The sequence below is a fragment of the Thioalkalivibrio paradoxus ARh 1 genome, from assembly GCF_000227685.2.
Lineage (GTDB): Bacteria > Pseudomonadota > Gammaproteobacteria > Ectothiorhodospirales > Ectothiorhodospiraceae > Thioalkalivibrio > Thioalkalivibrio paradoxus.
In genome coordinates this window covers 2,680,744-2,700,022 of the sequence record NZ_CP007029.1, presented here as the reverse complement: position 1 = coordinate 2,700,022, position 19,279 = coordinate 2,680,744, and the positions used below count along the sequence as shown (strand labels likewise).

Below are 19,279 nucleotides of genomic sequence, written 5' to 3'. Positions count from 1 at the left end.
TCAGGTCCAGCGCCCGGGAATCGGTTCCCCGCAGTGGCTGCAGCGGCCTTCGGCGAGATGGATCTCGCCGATCACGAAGCCGATGCGCCGGATCGCGAGCTGCCCGCAGGCCGGGCAGTAGGTGTTCTCGCCTGCGTGGCCGGTCACGCGCGCGATATAGACGTAGCGCAGCCCGACCTCCAGCGCGATCTCCCGGGCGCGGTCGAGCGTGGAGACCGGCGTCTGCGGCAGGTTGGCCAACCGGTACAACGGGTAGAACCGGGCGAAATGCAGCGGCACGTCAGGGCCCAGCTCATCCCGAATCCAGATGCACATCCGCCGCAACGTGGCGGGGTCGTCGTTCAGCGTCGGGATCAGCAGATGGGTGATCTCCAGATGCACTCCGGCCGTGCGCAGCAGCTCCAGTGATCGGAGCACCGGTTCGAGTTCGCCGCCGCAGACATCGCGGTAGAAACGCGGGTCGAAACCCTTCAGGTCGACGTTGGCCGCATCGAGGTGGCGGCAGAGTTCCCGGAGCGGCTCAGGCTCGATGAACGCGGCGGTGTGCAGCAGGTTCAGCAGCCCCTGGCGCCTGGCCAAGGCCATGGTGTCGCGCATGTATTCGTAGAACACCACGGGTTCGCCGAACGCATAGCTGATCGAGCCCAGACCCGCCGCGCGCGCCTGTTCCAGCACCGTTTCCGGCGGCATGTCGTAGGCATGTACCGCGTCGGGGTCGACCAGCGCCATATCCCAGACTTCACAGAACTTGCAGTCGAGATTGCATCCCGCGGTCGAAATCGACAGCGTGCGGCTGCCGGGGCGGATGTGAAAGAATGGCAGCCGCTCGACCGGGTCCTCCTGAACCAGCACCGGGTTGGCATAAGCCAGCGTATACCCCCGGCCGCCACGATTGCTGCGTACGCGGCAGCGTGCGGTCTGTCCGGGTTCCAGCACGCAGGCCCAGGGGCACAGCTGGCAATGCACGCGCCCGTTCGCTTCCTCGCGGAACCAGCTGCCGGGCCGTGGCCGGACCAGGCCGCGGCCGGTCCCCGCTGGCTGCGCCCCGGCCGGCGCCAAGCCGATCCCGACGCGGGCAAGGCATAGCGCGCACAGCCCCCCGACCCCGGCTTTCAGTGTCTGCCGCCGGGCCAGTCCCGGTCCAGTGGGCTGCTCAGCGTTCATTACGGCTCCTGGACACCGTCAGTACCGCGAATGCCGTCGTGTTGACGATTGCCGCCAACAGGCAACAGGCCACTATTCCGAGAATAGGCGCCACGACGGCGCTTGCCAAGGCGGCGCCCAGGCAGGCGCCGGCAAGCTCGATGCCGTAGACCATGCCGGCGGAACGCTCGGCACGGCGGTTCAGCGCGCGGAACGATTCGGTCGCGAGCGGAAAATCCAGGCCGTTGAGCAGGCCCGACACGAAAGTCAGGCCCGAGAACAGCAGGAACACGGCGCTGGCCGATTCGACCCCTGCCGCGTGTGGCAGCACGACCGCGATCAGGGTGGCGAAGACCGCGATGGTGAGCTGCACCGCGGCCAGCGTTCCGGTACTCGCCTTGTGTTTCACGTAGCGTTGGGTCAACGCCGTGCCCAGCGCAAGGCCGGCCATGAAGATCGCGATGATCAGGCCGACCATCTCGTAGATGAAGCCGTAGATACTCTGAAAGGAGAACAGCAGCGCGATCTGCAGGGTCATCGTCGATAGACCGGTCGTGAACACCGCGAAGCCCACCGCGAACTGCCGGTCCGGACGTCGGTTGCCGCGCCTTCCGAACACCCGGAGCAGCAAGGCCAGGACGAACACCGCCGCGATCGGCGGCAGGATCCACCAGGATTCGATCTGCAGCAGCCGTTCCAGGGTTTCGGCGTGCCCGGTGCGGGTCTGCTCGCCCCAGAACATCAGCGTGTAGAAATACCCGATCGGGCGGAAGTCCGAGTTGACGAAATGACGGTCGCTGACGGGCGGCAGGGCCGGTTCGGCCTGTTGCTGCTCGCTGACTGGAGGCGCGAGGAACGGCGCAGCCGCCGGTGGCACGAGGTGGGCGTCGGGACTGCGGCCGTGATGGCGCAGGATCCAGTTGATCCGCCGCAGCTTGGATTCCTCCAGCAGCAGGTGGAAATGCGGCTCGGAGAAGCCTGGGGATCGTACGCCGCGTTCCCGGTAGCGCTGCTGCAGTTCGTTCGGATCCGCGGAGATCCGGCCGTCGGGTCCGGATGCCAGGAAAATCAGGAAGCGGTCGCCCACCGGCAGAACCTGCGGGTACACGCGCGCCAGCGTGTGCTGGAGCGTGGCGTTGCGATTGGCGACCGCGGGGCCGCGCAAGCCGGGAGTGGAGACCGCGCCGATGACCAGGATCCCGCCAGGGTTCAGCCGGCGCTGCACCTGGGCGAAGAACTCCTGTGTGTAATACCGGTTCAGCACGGCCGTGGCCGGATCGGGCACGTCGACCAGCACCAGATCGTAGCGCTCTGGAGTCTCCTTCAGATAGACCCGGCCATCGGCGTGTATCAGTCGCACCCGGGGATCGTGCAGGGCCGCTCGCGTGGCGTCGGATACGTAGGGGCGTGCGGCACGGGTCAGGATTGCGTCGAGTTCGACGTAGTCGACCCGCACGCCCGGGTGGCGGACGATCTCGGCCAGCGTGCCGCGCAAGCCGCCCCCGATCAGCAATACCTGTTCCGGTTGCGGATGCTGGACCATCGCAAAATGCGCGAACACCGCCGCTTCCTGTTCCTCGAAATGCGCGGCCGTCGTCTCCGGGCCGGCGGTCGAGAACATCAGATGGCCGCTGCGGAAAAAGCTGTACTGGTCATCCCGGCGAGCAATCGCGATGTTGCCGTAGCGGGACTGGTGCGTCTCGATCAGCTCATGGTCCGGGGCCAGATGGCGCCACTGCAGGTCGTAGGCCCAGCGATCCAGATGCGGCAGCAAGAACGTCGCGATTCCGGCAGCGATCAGCAGCCCCATCACCGTGGCACGCAGCCTCGCGTTTGCCGCGGCGTCCGTTGTCGCGGTGCGACGGCTGGCCCAAAGCACCGCGGCGCCGGTCAGGATCCCGGCCAGCATCACCGTCTGGAACGAATCCAGCGTGTGCACCAGCAGGAAGGTGAACGCGATGCCGCCCAGGATGTTGCCGGCGGCCTCGCCGACATAGGTCTTGCCTGCGCCCGTGGTGTCCGCGCTCGCGGTGTTGCGCCGCCAGAGCTTCGCGAGCAGCACGAACTGCATGCCGATCAGCAGACAGGCCGGCGCCACCACCAGCAGCGACGACACCACGATATCGGGCAGCGAGAGATAGGCCCCGGGCAGCACGTCGAAAAAGCCGCGCAGCCCGCGGATCAGCAGCACCGTGATCGCGAGCAGCGGCAGCAGGGCGGCCGCGTTCAGCAGCAGCACCGACAGCACTCGGTCGGTGCGCTCGGCGATCGCTGCGCCCAGGCCGCTGCCGATGGCCACCCAGGCCATCCAGGCGGCGAGAATGATTCCGATCGAAAGCTCGTTGCCGTGAAACACCATCAGCAACTCGCGCAGCAGCACGACCTGCGCGAGTTGCGACACCGTCCCGAGCATCAGCACCGGGAGCAGATGTGCGGGTATGGTTCGCATCGTCGCCGCCATGACCCGAGAGGACTCTCCCCACCAGCGGTTGCGTCGCCCGGCGCTCGAGCCAGACCGAATCCCTAGTCTTCCCCGAACGGCCGCGAGCCAGCCCCATGGTACCGCATCGGCAGCCCGGTCACGGTTCTCCTGCGGTTCCCATTGGACCAGTGGCCGTGGGGGTCTTACACTTATGCGCTTCGGGCTGGATTCGGCCGGGGACCTCTGGCGATTCATCGTGCGGGAGCGGTTCGCAGACGCTGTTCCGACGCGCCCATCGAGGGAACAGCGCCTGTGGGGGGCGAGATGCAGTCATCGGCACCGGTTCAGGGGGGGGAACTCCTGCGGCTTCAGGGGGAGGAACTCCTGCGGCAGCGACTCCGCGATTACCTTGTCGGCATCGGCCAGCCGGAACCGGACCGCAACGTCGACGAGCTTTTCAACCTGCGTGGCGGGTTTGTCAGCCGGTTCGACTTTTTCGCGCAGCGCATTGATGATGCCGCTCGGGACGCGATCCTGATCTCCGGCTGCGCCGTGGGATCCGAAGCCATCGTGGCCCGCGAATACGGTTTCCGGAGCGTTGCCGGGACCGAGGTCGAACCCATCTACATCGACATTGCGCGCGAGCGCCTGCGGGGGAATGCCGGTTTCCGCTTCGACCTCTACGACGGCGAACGCCTTCCCTACCCGGACGATGCGTTCTCCATGGTTCTCTCGGGGCACATCATCGAGCACACCCGTTCACCCGCTGACTATCTTCGCGAGCATTTCAGAATCCTGAGGCCTGGCGGGTTCTTCTTCCTGGAGTTCCCGACCCGTTATCACTGGAAGGAACTGCACACCAACCTGCCGTCGGTTGAATATCTTCCGAGAGGCTTCAGGGCCTGGATGCTGCGCTTCTTGTCGTCGCGCGCGTCACCGTTGCCGGAACGGATGCGGCACGGCTACCGGGTCATTCTGGAGACCGGGCTGCAGCCGGTGAGTACCCGTTGGGTCCGTTCCTGTCTGCGGAGCATGGGCGACCGCCCCCCAGTCGTCGTCCACCGATACTACCCTGCTCCCGGCGTTGTGCGAATGCTGATCCGCAAGCCTCCGGCTTGAGCCGCATCTCGGATGCCGCATCCGGCCGTTCCCGCAGGTCTCAATCGAACAGTGCCGAAAGCATTCGCAGTGCCGCGCCTTCCGGGTGAAATTGCTGGATGTCGGTCAGGGCCTGTTGTCCGAGCCGCTGGCGGAGCGTGGCATCGCGGACGAGTCGCTCCAGCGCCGACTGGCACTGGGCTTCGTCGCGGGTGTCGACGACCAGGGCGTTGTGTTCGTGCCGCGCAAAATCGGTGGTGCCGCCGGCGGCCGGAACGATCACGGCTGCGCCGCAGGCCATCGCCTCCATCGCCGTGAGGCCCATCGCCTGGTAGGTGGAGAAGTCGACGAAGATGTCGACCTGGTCGAATACCGTTGCCAGCTCCGGCGAGCCGAGTCGTCCCAGGTGCTGAGTGGGGGCCGTTGGGCGCAGATTCTGGAACGAAGGATCGAACTCGTCGACCCCGAAGGTCACGATCTCGACCTCGTCGGGGTGTGCGGACTTGATCTGGTTGAGGATGCGCATCGTCATTGCCGGTGACCGGTAACTGGAATAGGGGCGCACCATCCCCGCGATCACGATGCGCCCGTCCACGCGTTCGTGACGTGGCCGGAAAAGATCCACCTCGACGCTGGGGCCCAGAACGCGACACTCGGCGCCAGTGTGCTGCTGCACTTCGCTGCGGTTCCATTCGGTCTTGCAGAACGGGCGCAGCCCGGGCAGCAGGGTGTACGAATCCATCGCCTCGCGATGCTCACGCGATCCAGCGGAGAACCAGTGCGGTTCGAAGTCCTGCACGTAATAGCCGAGCACGGGGCCGCGGCCGGACAGGGGGCGCAGCCACGCAACGGTGTAATAGATGGAGGCCACCACTGCGTCGAAGCCATGCGCGAGAGTTTCGAGTTCCTCGGGTCTCCGAAAGTAGTGCACCGGCAGCCGGAGCCCCTGGTATGCGCGTTCGAAGTCCTGACGGTTGGCGGCGAGATTCGCGATTGCGGCATCCACCCCCATGTCCAGCATCCGCTGTGCCTCGCTGACGATGATGTTCGCGCCGCCGCCGGCATCGGCGGCGGGCAGCAGGAACAGGACGCGCTTGCCAGCGAATCGCTCGCGGCCTTCCCGGCGCAGGCGAATCCGGTCGGGGCAGACCGTGCTGCGGGCCCGGATGCCTGCCATTACGCGGCTGTGCCGGCAGCGCATCGCCAACCGGTCGATCAACGCCTGGCCGTGCTTGCGCGCCAGTGCCTGGGCCGCCAGTTCACCGAGGCGCTTGCGCCGCTCGTTGGAATAACTCCGCGACTGGGCATGGAAAACGTACACGTCGTCGGCAACCGCGAGCGACCACCCCCCCTCGTACAGGCGCAGGCTGTAGTCGTTTTCCTCTCCGTATCCGCGGGCGAAGTTCTCCTCGTCGAAGACTCCGAATTGCTCGATCACCTCGCGCTTGATCAGCAGGCAGAATCCGTTCAGGAACGGGAGGCGGGGAAATACCGGCGCTCCGCACCCAGCCACTGCCTGCGCCATGTCCGACGCATCCCAGCCTTGCGGCAGCGGGTTCGTGGCCCAGTCGCCCGCTTCTTCCACGCGCGGGATCGACTGCCAGGAGGCGGTGTTGCTGAGAGGGCCGGCCATCGCGATCGCGGGATCGCTGTCGGCGCAGCGCAGCAGGCGGGGCAGCCATTCGCTTGAAACCACGGTATCGCTGTTCAGCAGCACCACGTAGGGCGCGGAGCTTGCGCGCAGCCCCATGTTCGCGGCGAGCGTGTAGCCCTTCGCCGCCTCGTTGCGCAGCCGTAGGCAATCGTGCCGCTGCGCGAACTCGGACAAATAGTCGCGTGTCGCTGCTTCGCTGCCGTCGTCGACGAGGATCAGACGGTATGGTGGGGACGTATGGCTGACAACCGACCCCAGGCAGCGCTGCACGTCCTCGAGCGCATTGTGCACGCATACGATGATGTCCACCGGTGCATGCTCCAGCACCAGCGGGGCGATCGGCGGAGGAGGTGCATGTTCGATGTGTGCCGCGAACTGGGTGTGGCCAAGCGCACCGTCGGCTTGGGCAAAGCGCTGGGCGACACCCAGATGCGTCAGTGCCCGTCCCAGGGTCACCCGCACGCCGTACCGCCGGAAGGAACGGGTCGCGCGGGACGCGAGCGCTCCCCAGCCGCCATGGTCGCGCGCGAGTTGCAGGATGCCGCGGCCGACCTTGCCCGATTCGCGGGTCAAGATGCGCAGGATTCGCAACGGGCGCGTGATGCGCCACGAGGTGCTCTCGCGGATGTACCGCAGGTGGTTCTCGAGTACGGTGATCTCTGCCCGCGCGGCGGCCGCCGCATCCTGATGTAGCCTGACGGTTTCCTTGAATTTGATTGCCTCGATCTGGTCCGGGCGGGTCTGCAACGTCTGAATGCGTTGCTCGGCTGCGGCAAGGCGCTGGCGTTGCTCCTCTTGCTGCGATTGGCACTGCTGGCGCCAGGTTCGGATCCACGGGTTGTTCTCATCGGCCGCATAATCCAGCGCCGCGTCCAGGAGTTCGCCGCCTGCCGTTCGCCATTTCTTGCGCAGCCGGTCGCGGTTTTGGGTCGCCGAGACTTCCCGGATTTCCAGCCCGAGGCCCGAACCACCAAAGTTTCGGTAAACCGCAGTGACTTCGGGCATATGTGCGAATTCGGAGAGAGCGCTGATCTGCAGCCAGAAGTCCCAGTCCTCGTATACGCCGAGGGCTTCATCGAACCGGCAACCGGCAGCGGCAACCTGCTCGCGGTCGAACAGCACGGCATGGATCGGCAGAAAGTTCTGAATCAGCAGGCGACGCCGGTCGAAGGTTTCGTTCAGCTCCGCTACCTGGATTACCTGGCCGGCCGGGTCATAGTGTTCGACCCGAATGCCCGAGTAGGCTGCGACACTTCCCGGCGACGCGTTCAATGCCCGGTACAGCGTTTCGAGATGGGAAGGGTAGAGCAGGTCATCGTCGTCCAGGAACAGCGCAAACCGGCCCTGGGCCGCTTCCAGGCCGGTGTTGGCGGCCGCGGCACGGGGCAGCGAACGGCCACCATCGTTGATCAGGCGGACCGAGAGGTCCGGGCGCTTCGAACTGGGGTGGGAATGCTCGCCCCCTTTCGCGTTCACCACCACCGCTTCTATCCGGGGGTAGGTCTGGCATGCGACCGAGTCGAGTGCATCCCCGAGCGACCGGCGGTCCATGCTCCGGATGATCACGCTGACCAGCGGCCAGGATCCTTCGCGACCCGCACCGGTTGGAGGTGGTAGCCACGTTTCCGCGGAACGCTGGTGCAGGGCCTCGCTGTCCAGTTGATGGTAGCCCTCCGCGGTGTCCAGGGCGAGCTCGATTCCATAAAAGCGTTGCAGGGCCTCGATCCTTTCTCGCTCGCCTGCAGGCAGGATGGAGGCGATTTCCCGCTTGCGCTGCAGCAGCGACGGATCGCCGAGACCATGCGTGACAGTCGCCAGGGGTGTGGTCCCAGAACAGAGCCATAGGCCGGTTCGCGCCCTGCGCGCGGCCTCGATCACCGAGGCGCGCATGGCCAGTGGGGCGTCCGGGCACAGGTGGATGCGCGCGGCGTCGTGCTCCTGCAGGAGGTCTGCGAGCCAGTTCAACGCCAGGCTTCGCCCTTGGGCCGTGTCCTCCAATATCGCTACGTCAGGGTGCAGCAGTATCACCCCAAGGTTCCGCAACCGTTCTTCGAACTCGGCGGGCACAGGTTCTGCCCAGACCAGTGCTGGTTCTCCTGCGTGAAGTCGCTCCAGCAAGGCGGCGCCACTGCCCAGCCAGGCGGCATCCAGGCGGCCAGCCACGGCCAGAACGGTTCCATGCGGCAGGTAGGCTGGCGTCATATCCATGATTCTTGTATCGATTCGGCGGTGTTGCGCGGAGTTGCGGACTGCGAAAGGCTAGGCATTGTACAGCGTCCCTTGCATGGAAGGCGCGCCGGCCGGTGGCCGCGGGTCTGGCATGTGGCCGGATATCAGGCTTGCGTTGCGGTCACGCGCCGGCATTCCCGTGCCTGACGATCCGTGTGCATCGTGATGGTGCGGCCGAGTATCGCCGGACAGTTGAACCGTGGCGGAATCCCGGCGCATTGCATCCCGGTCGGGCGGGCGCTATGTTGCCGACGCCCGCGGCTTGGTCGGTACCCTGTGGCGGTGACAGGCGCGGGACACGACCGGTGCTGGACGCCTGTGCGGAACGGGAGTACGCCGGCGCCGTTCTGGGGGCATTGCACGCCCCGGGAACCGAACGCGCGCATGCTCCAGCCCCGTCGCTCGCAGGGTTCGATAGTGCGGGTAGTTGGGTCGAACGGCGGCGGGCGCGATAATGTGAGGCGCAGTGCCTGCTCGTTGCCGATCCACGCGGCTCGCTGCGGCTGCGTAAGGGTCCACGGCAATCCATCGAGGCTGGCACTGATGTCGCAATTCCCGCGGGTGACGGTTGTTGTCCGTACCCGAAATCGTCCGGAGATGCTGTCTGACGCGCTCCGTTCGGTAGGCCGGCAGGGCGTTCGGGATATCGAGCTGATCGTCGTGAACGACGGCGGCCAGGACGTCGAGGCGTTGGTCCAACGCCATGCCCGGCAAGCGGGTCTCCAATATCATTACCTCGTGCCAGCCCGGCACCTTGGGCGGGCTGGTGCCGCGAATGCGGGACTGGATGCAGCCAGCGGCGAATACCTCTGCCTGCTCGATGACGATGACTGGTTTCTCCCGGATCACTTGGGGGCCCTGGTCCCGGTGCTCGATGCGCGGCCCGAAGTGCCGGCCGCCTACAGCAATGTCGAGGTGGTTCGCCGTAACGGCGACCACTGGGATACCGTCGACATCTTTGCCCATCCGTTCGATTCGCTACGCCTGGCCTACGAGAATTTCATGCCCATTCACTCGGTCCTGTTCCGACGCCATTTGATTGACGGCGGTCATTGCCGCTTCCCTGATCTCGATGCCTACGAGGATTGGGCTTTCTGGCTACAGGCGGCGCGCCTCGGGCCGTTTGTGCACGTGGATCGCACGACCGCATGTTATCGCGTGGGTCACGGTGGCGGCTTTGGTCATGCAGCGGAGCTTCCGGAAGCAGCGGAGATCCGGTCGCAACTGTTGCCGTTCGTGCGTTGGGCGCGGCACCAATGGTCCGACGAACACCTGGTCGAACTGGTCGCGAGGGCGAGCGCACACGCAGCCAGCGCACGCGACTTCGGTGCGGCTCTGTGCGCGCACGGCGAGGGGCGGGGTTCTGATGCCGTGGGCGGGCTTGCCGTGCACCACGCCAATACCTTCGGCAGCGGCATCGTGGGCCATGCGGGCCGGAAAGCTGCGACCGCGTTGCGGGGGTTGCGAAGGCTGATCGCCGGTCTGGCGGATCGACGTTGAACGACCTGGGACCGGATGTGGTGCCACCCGCAGCGAGCGGCGGCCTCGACCACGATATGCAAGCTCCGGCCCCGGAAGGGATTCGCCTGTATAGCTTCGACTTGTTCGACACGTTAGTCGGACGCCCGCTCAAACGCCCCTACCACGTGTTCGACCTGGTGGAACGCTCGGGAGTCGTTTCCTATCGCCTGCCCGGTATGCGACTACTGGGCTTTCGCCGCTGGCGGATCCTCGCGGAACGGATCGCGAGGCGGTTTTCAGACCGCGAAGACATCACGGTCTGGGATATCTATCGTGTGCTCGCATGGTGGATTCGGAATCCGGCGCAGGTGGCGCGTCGCGAACTGCGTCTGGAACAGGCGTTGCTGGCGCCGATCCCCGAGAATGTCGCAGTGCTGCTGCAGCGGCTCGACGCAGGGCATTCCTGCTGTGTGATCACCGACATGTACTTGCCGGTCGCTTTTCTGAAGCGGATCGTCCGCGGGATCGTGGGTCGAGACTTGCCGCTGTTCGCGTCGTCGGATCTTGGCCTGACCAAGCGCAGCGGAGCGCTCTACCGGTATGTGGCTCAACATTACGGTCTGAAATTCGCCGAGATCGAGCACTGCGGCGACAATGCGGTTTCCGACGGGCGGGTGCCCGAGGATCTGGGAATCCGGACACGCCGGGTACCGGGCCGTTGCATGCGCGATACCTCGGTCAGCCTCCTGGAGTACTTTGCGCCGCGAGGGCTGGAAGACAGCACGCTGGCGATGCTGGGGTATTCCCTGGTTGGCCCCGTGTCCGTTGCCTTCGCCCGTTACTTGAAAGCTGAAACGGAACGGCAGGGTCTGCGCAAGGTGTTCTTTTGCGCGCGGGACACGTACCTGATCAAGGAGGCGTTCGAGCGGATGGGGGGAGCGACCGAGAGCCGCTACCTGCGTTTGTCCCGACGCGCCCTTTACGTGCCCATGTTTGCTCGCCAGAAGGATCCGGAACGGCTGTTCGAAGGCCGCGTGTCGGCGAGGGAGTTCTTCGAGCGGCTGGATCTCCAGCCGCCGCAGGAGTTGCTTGGGATGCGCCCCTCCGAGCATGCCGGCGTCTTCATGAAAGCGCTGGAACGACTGAACTTTGGCCAGTGTGCGCAGGAGGAGGCCGACATCCTGCTGGAGTATCTTGCCCGGGAGGGGTTCCAGGGAGACGTTGCACTGGTCGATCTCGGGTGGCGCGGCACCCTGCAGGAGTCCCTGGAGGCGCTGGTGGGTGACCGTTGCAGGATCCATGGCTATTACTTTGGCCACATCGTGCCCCGGAACAATCGGGCGGGCTATTATTTTGACGACTGTCTGCCTCTCCAGCGCCTTGCGCGCGTGTTTCAGTCGCTCCCCGTGTTCGAATTCCTGTTTACCGAGCCCATCCACAGTGTGAAGCGTATCCGGCGTTCGGGCGGCGGCTTTGCATTCGACTACGTCGATGACGAGCCTCGCTCCCAGGTCCTCGCCCGGCACGAAATCGCACGCGGTTGCCGCCAGTTCCTGGACGACTTTGCAAGAGTAGCCCCGTTTCTGCCGGCAGAAGGGGATTGGGCCGCGCGCTCGCTGGATCGCCTGATCGACCGGATACTCGCGCGACCCGACGCAGTCGTGATTACGGCATTCGAAGGGATGGGACACGCCGAGGGTTTCGGCGGTAGCAAGTACGGGGACATTCTCAGGCGCGATTCATTCACGCTCGCCGGTTACCGGAACTCGTTCTGGCGTTCAGCGTACGTGAGAGCGACCCCGGGGCCGCAGGGATGGTTGGCGCGTGTCGTGCACGCGATGGTGTATTCGCGCGTCGGAATGTATCTGATCTTCAAGCAGCGCCGACTCGGCGTGCGGCTGGCGCGGCTGTTCGACTAGGTTCCGGAGCGGCTTCGGAATCAAGACTGCCCGGGTCACGGTGTGCGGCTCAGCGTCGGCCGAAGCGGCGTAATCGTTGCAGGGTGTAGAGCAGTCGGTCGGACTCGAAGATGCGGTGCCAGAGGCGCCGCAGTTCGTAGACGACGATGTTGCGAAGGCCCGGCTGAAATCCAGGGACTCGCGGCGCCGGGAGTGCGCGAAACGGGAGGCTCAGCAGGCTGAGTCGCCACACCGAGAGTACCAGCCCGGTTTTCCTGTAGCGGTACGATTGCTGCGGCCTTGGGTTGTCGATCATTGCGCTATTCGCCGTCGAATCCTGAGAAATTGCAGGCCCCGGAGTGCCAGGTTCGCAAGCGGGACCCTCTGGCTGGCCATCGCGCCTTGCGGCCAGGCCATGCGTCTGAGTTTGTCGACCAGCGCCCGAGGTCGTAGCAGATCGCGGCGGCGTACGGTGCCCGGACCCAGCGCGAGCAAGGCATCGTGTCCGAAGTCTTCCGTATGCGCGAGCCGGCTGATCAATGCCACCTCTTCTCGGGTTGGGTGAATGACCGCGCGTTCGACCAGCGCCAGCGTGTAGGGCCTGATCTGGTCGAAGTCATACCCGGTCAGCCGCCAGGCGGCGTGAAAATGCTCCAGGTGGGTCAGGACCCCTTGCTGGAATCGTTCGATCAGCGGGTTGCAGGAGATCTCGTCCTGCCGGTCGGGTGCCGAGTCTTCCTTCAGGACCGGGTGCACGCGGCCTTCTCCGTCGCTTTGGTAGCCGAGTGTCGTCCCCTCGGCGGAGCGCGCGCCCTGCTCGAACAGTTCCTCGAATTCCATGACGGCGCGTTCGTAGGGGTCGTTGCGGCGCTGATCGAACATGATCCCCTGTATCCTCTCGCCGGCACCGAAATCGCCATGCATCTGCCCGACGAACGCGAAGTACCATCCGTGGAGTTCGGGAAAATCGGGCCGGCTCGAGAAACTGTCCTCGAGGAACTTCTGGATCGTGCCATTCCAGCCGATGTCGACGAGAGCCACCCGTGTCGAGTCGAAGAACCCGTGCTCGGCGAAATATCGCTGTAGCCGGTCGCGGGCCCGGATCCCGTGGGTCCGGATGCGATCCTGCACCTCGCGGTCTTCGAGGAAGGACAACAGTCGGGGGTCATGCCAGTCCTCGAGGGGCTCGTCGAGCTCGACGAAGCCGTGCCGAACCGCCGTGCCGGCAAACTCCTCCGGAGGGAGGCCGAAAGTCTTGAACAACGACTGCAGGCCCTGCTGTTTCGGGTTGTAGAATGCGACGATCGCCTGTTCTGGTGTCAGCCCATCGGCCACCGAGGCAGTCGCGACGACCCGGCGGGAAGCGTACAGGTACGTCGGTTCGGGCCAGGCCTCCGTGTCGCGTGTCTCCAGTTCCCGCCATCGCTCGTACATGCGCTGGAACAGGAAGCCGTCGCGGGCCAGAAAGTAGATGCGCTCGGGGCGAATCTTCTCGATTTGCCGGGCAAGGCCGAGGAAAAAGGTGCCGAAGGCGGGGCCGAGGATGTGGGCACCGTACTCGAAATAGGAGTCATGGCGGGCCTGCTGGTAAGCCGGGCATTGGCCCATCCGGAATTCGACGATCTCGAACAGCCTGCGCCCTGGCCATATGCCTCCGCGACATGCCATCTCGCTCGACAACGTCTGACGCCGGCGGCGCAGGCGCTCCTCGCGCTCGTCCAGGAAGACGCCAGTCATCCCGAGCTGGGTTGGCACGTTCATGTCCGAGATCAGGTTGTCGCCCACGTGGATGATGTCCTGCGGCGCCAGCCCCTCGACCTCGAGCACCTTGCGATGCAGGCGTCCGGTGTATTTCCCGAGACCGAATTCCGATGAAACATAAACGCGATCGATGTACGAGCCGAGACCACAGTGTTCGAGCAATTCGACGAGGTGATCGTGGCTCAAGTACATGTCCGACACCGCGATCACACGCACGCCGCTCCGGCGCAACCACTCCAGTGTGTCCCGGGCGCCCGGCTTCGCGGCAAGCGCCAGGATTTCCAGTTCGCGTTCGGTACGCTGGACGAGTTCGATCAGGTCGGGGTCGGCATGGCCTGCCAGGTCAGTGATCCAGCCTTCGATCAGGGGATCGTAATGGCACTCGTGGTCGAGTCCATCCTGTGACGCCTGTTGTCTCAGGCGATGCTCGACGGCTGCGCGGGCTGCCAGAACAGTGGCGACGGTCACACCCTCGACCTGCCGGGCCAGCAGGGTGGCCACTCTCCGGTGCAGGTCCTCGGGCGGCTCGATGCAGCGAGCGAGAAGGGTATCGAAGACATCGAAGGAGACGCAGCTCACGCGGGTGAGGCGGGGGGCGATATAGCCGCGCAACTCGGGGAATCCACGGACCTTGATCAGCGGCCCCTGGCCTGCGCGCACCGCGGGCCAATGACGGCGTACCCAGCGGAACGGGGCAGCCGCGGCGCGGGCCAGCCGCAATACCGGGTTTCTGTTCAGGCGAGCGACTTCGGCCCTCAGTGCCTCTGCCTCTTCGATCCTGCGCGTGCGCTGCAGGCGCAGGGCGTCGATCCGAAGATGCTGTTCGACGATTTTCGCGTCGCGTTCCTCGATCCAGCGATCCCGGTCCTGGATCCAGACGTCACGCTCGGCGATCCAGCCTTCGCGCTCGGCGATCCACTGGTCCCGTTGCGCAATCCAGTCATCGCGGTCCCGAATCAACGGGATCAGCTCGTTTTCCTTGGCGACCAGCGCTTCATGACGTTGCGCTGCGGCAATCTCGCCGATGTAGCGCTCGACGCGCTGCCACTGCGAGACCAGGTGTTCGAGCCGCAGCGCCCGGACCGCATCGTCACCCGCGATCAGGTCAGGCGACAGCTCACGGAGCAGACGGGCACATTCCAGGTTGGCACGCATCGGATCACCGCCGATGGTGTTGTCGCCGTGAAGCCGGTAGGAAAGCAGGGGGGATGCGACCCAATCGAGCCGCCTGCCCAGCAGCAATGCGCGCAGCAGGAAGTCGTAGTCGAGCACGTACGAGAAGTCCCGAAAGCCCTGCAGATCCAGCGCCAGCGAGCGCGTAAACACGAAGTTCGAAGTGCTCATGAAGACGTTGCCTTCGAGCAGCGTGGCGGTCCAGTCGCCCGTTGTGGTGAGGCAGTCCTTGAGCCTGGCGAATGCGTCCACCCACCAATGCCCGGCGACGGGCTGGCCGTGGGCATCGATCAACGTAATGTCGCTGCCGACCAGGTCCGCCCCAGACGCCTCGAGCCGTTCGCCGCAGACCTCGAGACGCTGCGGGTGAAAGAGATCGTCAGAGTTGAGGATCGCGATCCATTGTCCCCTGGCCAGGCGCAGCAATTCGTTCAGGGTCGCGTGTGCCCCCTGGTTGCGTTCGTGCCGGGCCGCACGAATCCTTGGATCCTGAAATCCGTTGACGACGTCCCAGCTGCTATCGGACGACGCATCGTCGACGATCAGCAGTTCGAGGTCCGATGTCGTCTGCTGCAGGACGCTGTCGATGGCCTGCCCCACGTAGCGGGCATGATTGAATACCGGGAGCAGCACACTGAATCGGGGCGTTGTCATGGGTGTGGAGGGGGCAGCCGAGGGTCATCAGAATCGGTGTCCAGTATAAACGCCGGCCGGGCCGGCGACCGGTCAGCCCTGGTGCCGGCTTTCATCGAGCCCTTCGGATCGCACGCCCGCAGAGCCGGCGCGATGCCGGAACGCGAGGACGCCGATGCGTACGCAACCGCTGGTGTGCCGAACGAGCGGTCGCATCGGATCGCAAGCACGACGCGGTGGCGCGGCGTCCGGGAAACGCGTAGGCAGGCTGTGAGAATCGCGCGCGCCGCGGTCGATGAGCCCAGGGGAACGCTGCATGCGGACGTCTCATGGGTTTCCGCGGGCGCTGTGGTGGCGAATCGGCCGGGCCACAACACCCGCCATCAGACGTGCCGAGAATCTCTGTCAAGCTCTGAAAACCACCGCGTGATCTGCTAGTTTCAGACGAGAATCATTCCTCGATCACGTTTGAGCGCGAGGGGCTGCCATGGTGGACGATCTGATGAAGCGACGCTACCCGGGAGACCCCGGTGAAATCCGGCCGCGCCAGACCTTGGACAACGGCACTCCGCCTGTTCGCCAGATTTCGGCAGGGCATCCGTTGCGATGGCTGGCAGCCGGGTGGCGAGACATCTGGCGGGCTCCCGCATCCTTGCTGCACGGCGTGTTGGTGTCGATCGTTGGGCTGGCGATCCTCTGGTACACCTGGGACCAGCCCTGGGTGGCAATGGCGGCAATCTCCGGGTTTCTGCTGGTGGGGCCGGCACTGGCCGTGGGAGTGAACGAGCTCGCCCGCCGTCTGGAACAGGGAGACCGTCACGGGCTGGGTATCGGCCAATGCCTGGCCGCGATCCCGGCGCTTGGCGGATCGTTGTGGTTGTTTGCCGCGCTTCTCGCCGGCCTGTTCATCGTTTGGGCAGGGTTCATGACCCTCTGGATCGGGGTGATGAACGTCGGCAACCTCGGTATGCCGGCCAGCCTGGGAGAGCTGTTCGAAGTGATGCTGGGGACCACGCAGGGAGTCCTTTCCCTGGTTGGCGTGGTCGTTGCCGGAGGCGTACTGGCGCTGGTCGCTTTCGCAGTGGGCGTCGTCACGGTGCCCGCGATGCTGGATCGCCGCATGGGGCTGGTCGGTGCGATCGCGATCAGTCTGAAGGCATTTGCACGGAATCGTGTCGCGATGCTGGTTTGGGCCGCACTGGTTACCACATTGTTTGGCCTCTCGGTGCTCACAGCCCTGATCGCGCTGATCGTCGTTTTCCCATGGCTCGGGTTCGCAATGTGGCACGGATACCGCGATCTCGTGGTGGCCGATAGGGGAACACAAGCACCAGACTAGGCGGCCCGCGAGTGGCACGAGGCGAAGCGCCGCCAACGGAGTACGGGGCGATGCGGCGGCACCGCCCGGTGCTCTGATGATACGGTCGTGATGCCCGCACCGGTTTTCGACATCGGATGACGATATACTTCGCCGCCGGTGCCGTTCGGTTCTTGCTGGGCGCAGGCCCGACGCGATCGGATTCAAAATGCAACAACCCGACCTGCTGCGCGCATATCGGGATGATCGTCAAAGCCACACGAACCGGAATACCACACGAACCGGGGTCCAACGTGCTCAAACCTGTCGACTGCGTGGTGATGGACATCGAGGGAACCACCACGGCCATCGAGTTCGTGACCCAAACCCTGTATCCCTATGCCCGCGCGCGGATGCCGGACTTCATCCGGCGCCGGCGCGGCGAACCCGAGGTCGCGGCGATCATGGACGAAGTCCGCCAGATCGCGAACGTGTGGAACGACGAGGCGGTAGTGACCTGTCTCTGTGCCTGGATGGATGCCGATCGCAAAGTCACGCCGCTGAAGACCCTGCAGGGGCTGATCTGGGAGGAGGGCTATCGCCGCGGCGACCTGGTCAGCCACCTGTACCCGGACGTGCTGCCGGCCTTGCGCGCCTGGCATGCGCGCGGGGTCCGGCTCTACATTTACTCCTCCGGCTCGGTCCTCGCGCAGCGCCTGATTTACGGTCATACCGTGGACGGTGACCTCGGCCCGCTGGTCTCGGGCTATTTCGACACCCGTGTTGGGCACAAGCGCGACACAGCATCGTACCGGCGCATCGCCGAGGCCATTGGCACCCGGCCGCAGCGTATCCTGTTCCTGTCGGACGTTCGACAGGAACTCGATGCCGCCCGCGACGCCGGTTACCAGACGGTCTGGCTGGTGCGCTCGGGAGCGCCGGCGCTGGCTGCGGCCCATCGGCGCGCTGCGCGCTTCGACCAGATCCCACTTTGACGAGCGCGCCCCGAAGTCGAATCCGGTTGGACCGTGGCAGCGAGCAGGAGCATGCGGTCCGAGGGGTAAGGGGTGGATCGAGCGCCCGCCGTTACGCTCTGCAGGAAAGATCAACGACCCTCCATGGCACAAGACAACGGTAACGACGAGCGGATTGCGATCCTTGGCGCAGGGATCTCGGGTCTCAGCCTTGGCTGGTTGCTCTCGAAAATCGGCAAGCGGGTCACCCTGTTCGAGGCGACGGATCGCATCGGTGGGCTGGCCCGAACGTTCGAATGGCATGGCATACCCTGCGACATTGCCCCTCATCGGCTGTATACCCGGGATCGAGAGCTGATCGGCATGATCGGGGCGCTGGTTCCGTTGCGCGAGCATCGCCGCAACAGCCGGATCTTGATGCGAGACAGGGTGGTCCAGGATCCGATCAACCCGATCGAACTGTTGTTGCGGTTCGACCGGCGTACGGGTGCCCGGCTGTTGTGGGGCTACCTGACGCGTCCCAACCTGCCCGAGGACTCGTTCGAGTCACTGGCCCTGAACCGCTACGGCAGAGGACTGTACGACGTCTTCTTCGAGCCCTATACGCGCAAGATGTTCGGTGTTCCCCCGAGCCGGATATCGGTGGCCTGGGGCCGGGAAAAGCTGCGCTCCTCGGGGCTTCTCGATGCCATCCGCCGCAGATCCAAGACCTTCTTCAGCACCTTTCATTACCCGGCAGAAGGTGGCTACGGGCGCATCGCCGAAGCAATGCATGCGCGGATCCACGGTGACGTCAGGTTGGAAGCTGGCGTCACCGGTATCGAGCGCACCGGGAATCGGGTGACGGCTGTGGTCTACCGGCGGGCGGGGGCCATGCATCGATTCGAATGCGACCGCGTGTTCAGCACCCTCCCTGCGAGTGTGCTTGGTCGCATGCTGGGGGAGGAGATTCCGCTGCGCTTCCGTCACATCCAGCTGGTCTACCTGTACGTGAAGCGGCCGCGGGTCATGCCCTATCAGTGGGTGTATTTCGGCGATGCCGATGTGGTGATCAACCGCATGGCCGAATTCCGCAACTTCCATGATCCATCCTCCGGTGGGGACGGCACGGTGTTGTGCGCCGAGGTGACCGCCGACACATCCCGGCCCGTCGAGGACGTGCTGGCGGCCCTGGAGCGCTACCGCCTGCTGGACCGATCCGAGGTCGACGACGTACTCGTGCTGCCGGAGAGCTTCGGCTATCCGGTCTACGACCGAGGGTTCGAAGTCGCGAAGACACAGGCCGAGGCGGCCTTCAGCCGGTACGGGAACCTGCATCGCGTGGGACGCAACGCGGAATTCCGCCACATCGAGGTCGATGAGGACCTGGAGTCCGCGATCGAGATGGTGCGGACACTCTACCCCGGGGCACAGCTGCGCATATGAAGCGCCTGGCAGCCCTGCTCGCCCCGGTAACGGTCACGTTACGTGGCCTGGGCAGTGGACCTGGGATCCCTCCGGGAGACCCTGCTGCAGGGGCAGCCCTGGGCCACATCC

Annotated in this window: 11 protein-coding genes; 6 read left to right on the top strand and 5 right to left on the bottom strand. The window is 65.2% G+C overall.

What is annotated here, in order from left to right:
• Complete coding sequence (gene amrS, locus THITH_RS12130) at positions 1-1,164, bottom strand: AmmeMemoRadiSam system radical SAM enzyme (protein ID WP_006748401.1); 1,164 nt, start codon at positions 1,162-1,164, stop codon at positions 1-3.
• The gene (locus tag THITH_RS12125) at positions 1,154-3,592 is read right to left on the bottom strand and encodes a fused MFS/spermidine synthase (RefSeq protein ID WP_006748400.1); all 2,439 of its coding nucleotides are present in this window, start codon (positions 3,590-3,592) and stop codon (positions 1,154-1,156) included. The genes amrS and THITH_RS12125 overlap by 11 nt, the downstream gene beginning before the upstream one ends.
• 297 nt (positions 3,593-3,889) lie before the next feature.
• Between THITH_RS12125 and THITH_RS12120 the strand changes: the two genes are divergently transcribed.
• Positions 3,890-4,684, top strand: coding sequence for a class I SAM-dependent methyltransferase (locus THITH_RS12120; RefSeq protein ID WP_006748399.1), 795 nt, complete (start codon positions 3,890-3,892; stop codon positions 4,682-4,684).
• Positions 4,685-4,724: 40 nt separating this feature from the next.
• Here THITH_RS12120 and THITH_RS17165 read toward each other — a convergent pair whose 3' ends face one another.
• Positions 4,725-8,282 carry a glycosyltransferase gene (locus tag THITH_RS17165; RefSeq protein ID WP_198019444.1) on the bottom strand — a complete coding sequence of 1,186 codons (3,558 nt, stop codon included), beginning with the start codon at positions 8,280-8,282 and terminating at the stop codon, positions 4,725-4,727.
• A 429-nt stretch (positions 8,283-8,711) separates the two neighbouring features.
• On the opposite strand from THITH_RS17165, the gene THITH_RS12110 reads away from it, so the two are divergent.
• Positions 8,712-10,046: a glycosyltransferase gene (locus THITH_RS12110; protein WP_084222664.1), complete on the top strand. Its 1,335-nt coding sequence runs from the start codon at positions 8,712-8,714 to the stop codon at positions 10,044-10,046.
• Positions 10,043-11,926, top strand: coding sequence for a hypothetical protein (locus tag THITH_RS12105; protein ID WP_006748396.1), 1,884 nt, complete (start codon positions 10,043-10,045; stop codon positions 11,924-11,926). The genes THITH_RS12110 and THITH_RS12105 overlap by 4 nt, the downstream gene beginning before the upstream one ends.
• Positions 11,927-11,975: 49 nt before the next feature.
• Here THITH_RS12105 and THITH_RS12100 read toward each other — a convergent pair whose 3' ends face one another.
• Both THITH_RS12100 and THITH_RS17160 read right to left on the bottom strand, forming a co-directional pair.
• On the bottom strand, positions 11,976-12,221 hold the full coding sequence (locus THITH_RS12100; protein ID WP_006748395.1) for a hypothetical protein: 246 nt from the start codon (positions 12,219-12,221) through the stop codon (positions 11,976-11,978).
• Positions 12,218-15,493, bottom strand: a complete 3,276-nt coding sequence (locus THITH_RS17160) for a glycosyltransferase (RefSeq protein ID WP_006748394.1) — start codon at positions 15,491-15,493, stop codon at positions 12,218-12,220. The genes THITH_RS12100 and THITH_RS17160 overlap by 4 nt, the downstream gene beginning before the upstream one ends.
• Positions 15,494-15,959: 466 nt before the next feature.
• On the opposite strand from THITH_RS17160, the gene THITH_RS12085 reads away from it, so the two are divergent.
• The 3 genes from THITH_RS12085 (at position 15,960) to THITH_RS12075 (ending at position 19,168) form a co-directional block, all read left to right on the top strand.
• On the top strand, positions 15,960-16,811 hold the full coding sequence (locus tag THITH_RS12085) for a DUF2189 domain-containing protein (protein WP_006748393.1): 852 nt from the start codon (positions 15,960-15,962) through the stop codon (positions 16,809-16,811).
• Between the two features lie 272 nt (positions 16,812-17,083).
• Complete coding sequence (gene mtnC, locus THITH_RS12080; protein ID WP_156925526.1) at positions 17,084-17,764, top strand: acireductone synthase; 681 nt, start codon at positions 17,084-17,086, stop codon at positions 17,762-17,764.
• A gap of 123 nt (positions 17,765-17,887) precedes the next feature.
• Positions 17,888-19,168, top strand: a complete 1,281-nt coding sequence (locus THITH_RS12075) for an FAD-dependent oxidoreductase (RefSeq protein WP_006748391.1) — start codon at positions 17,888-17,890, stop codon at positions 19,166-19,168.
• Positions 19,169-19,279: the final 111 nt, after the last annotated feature.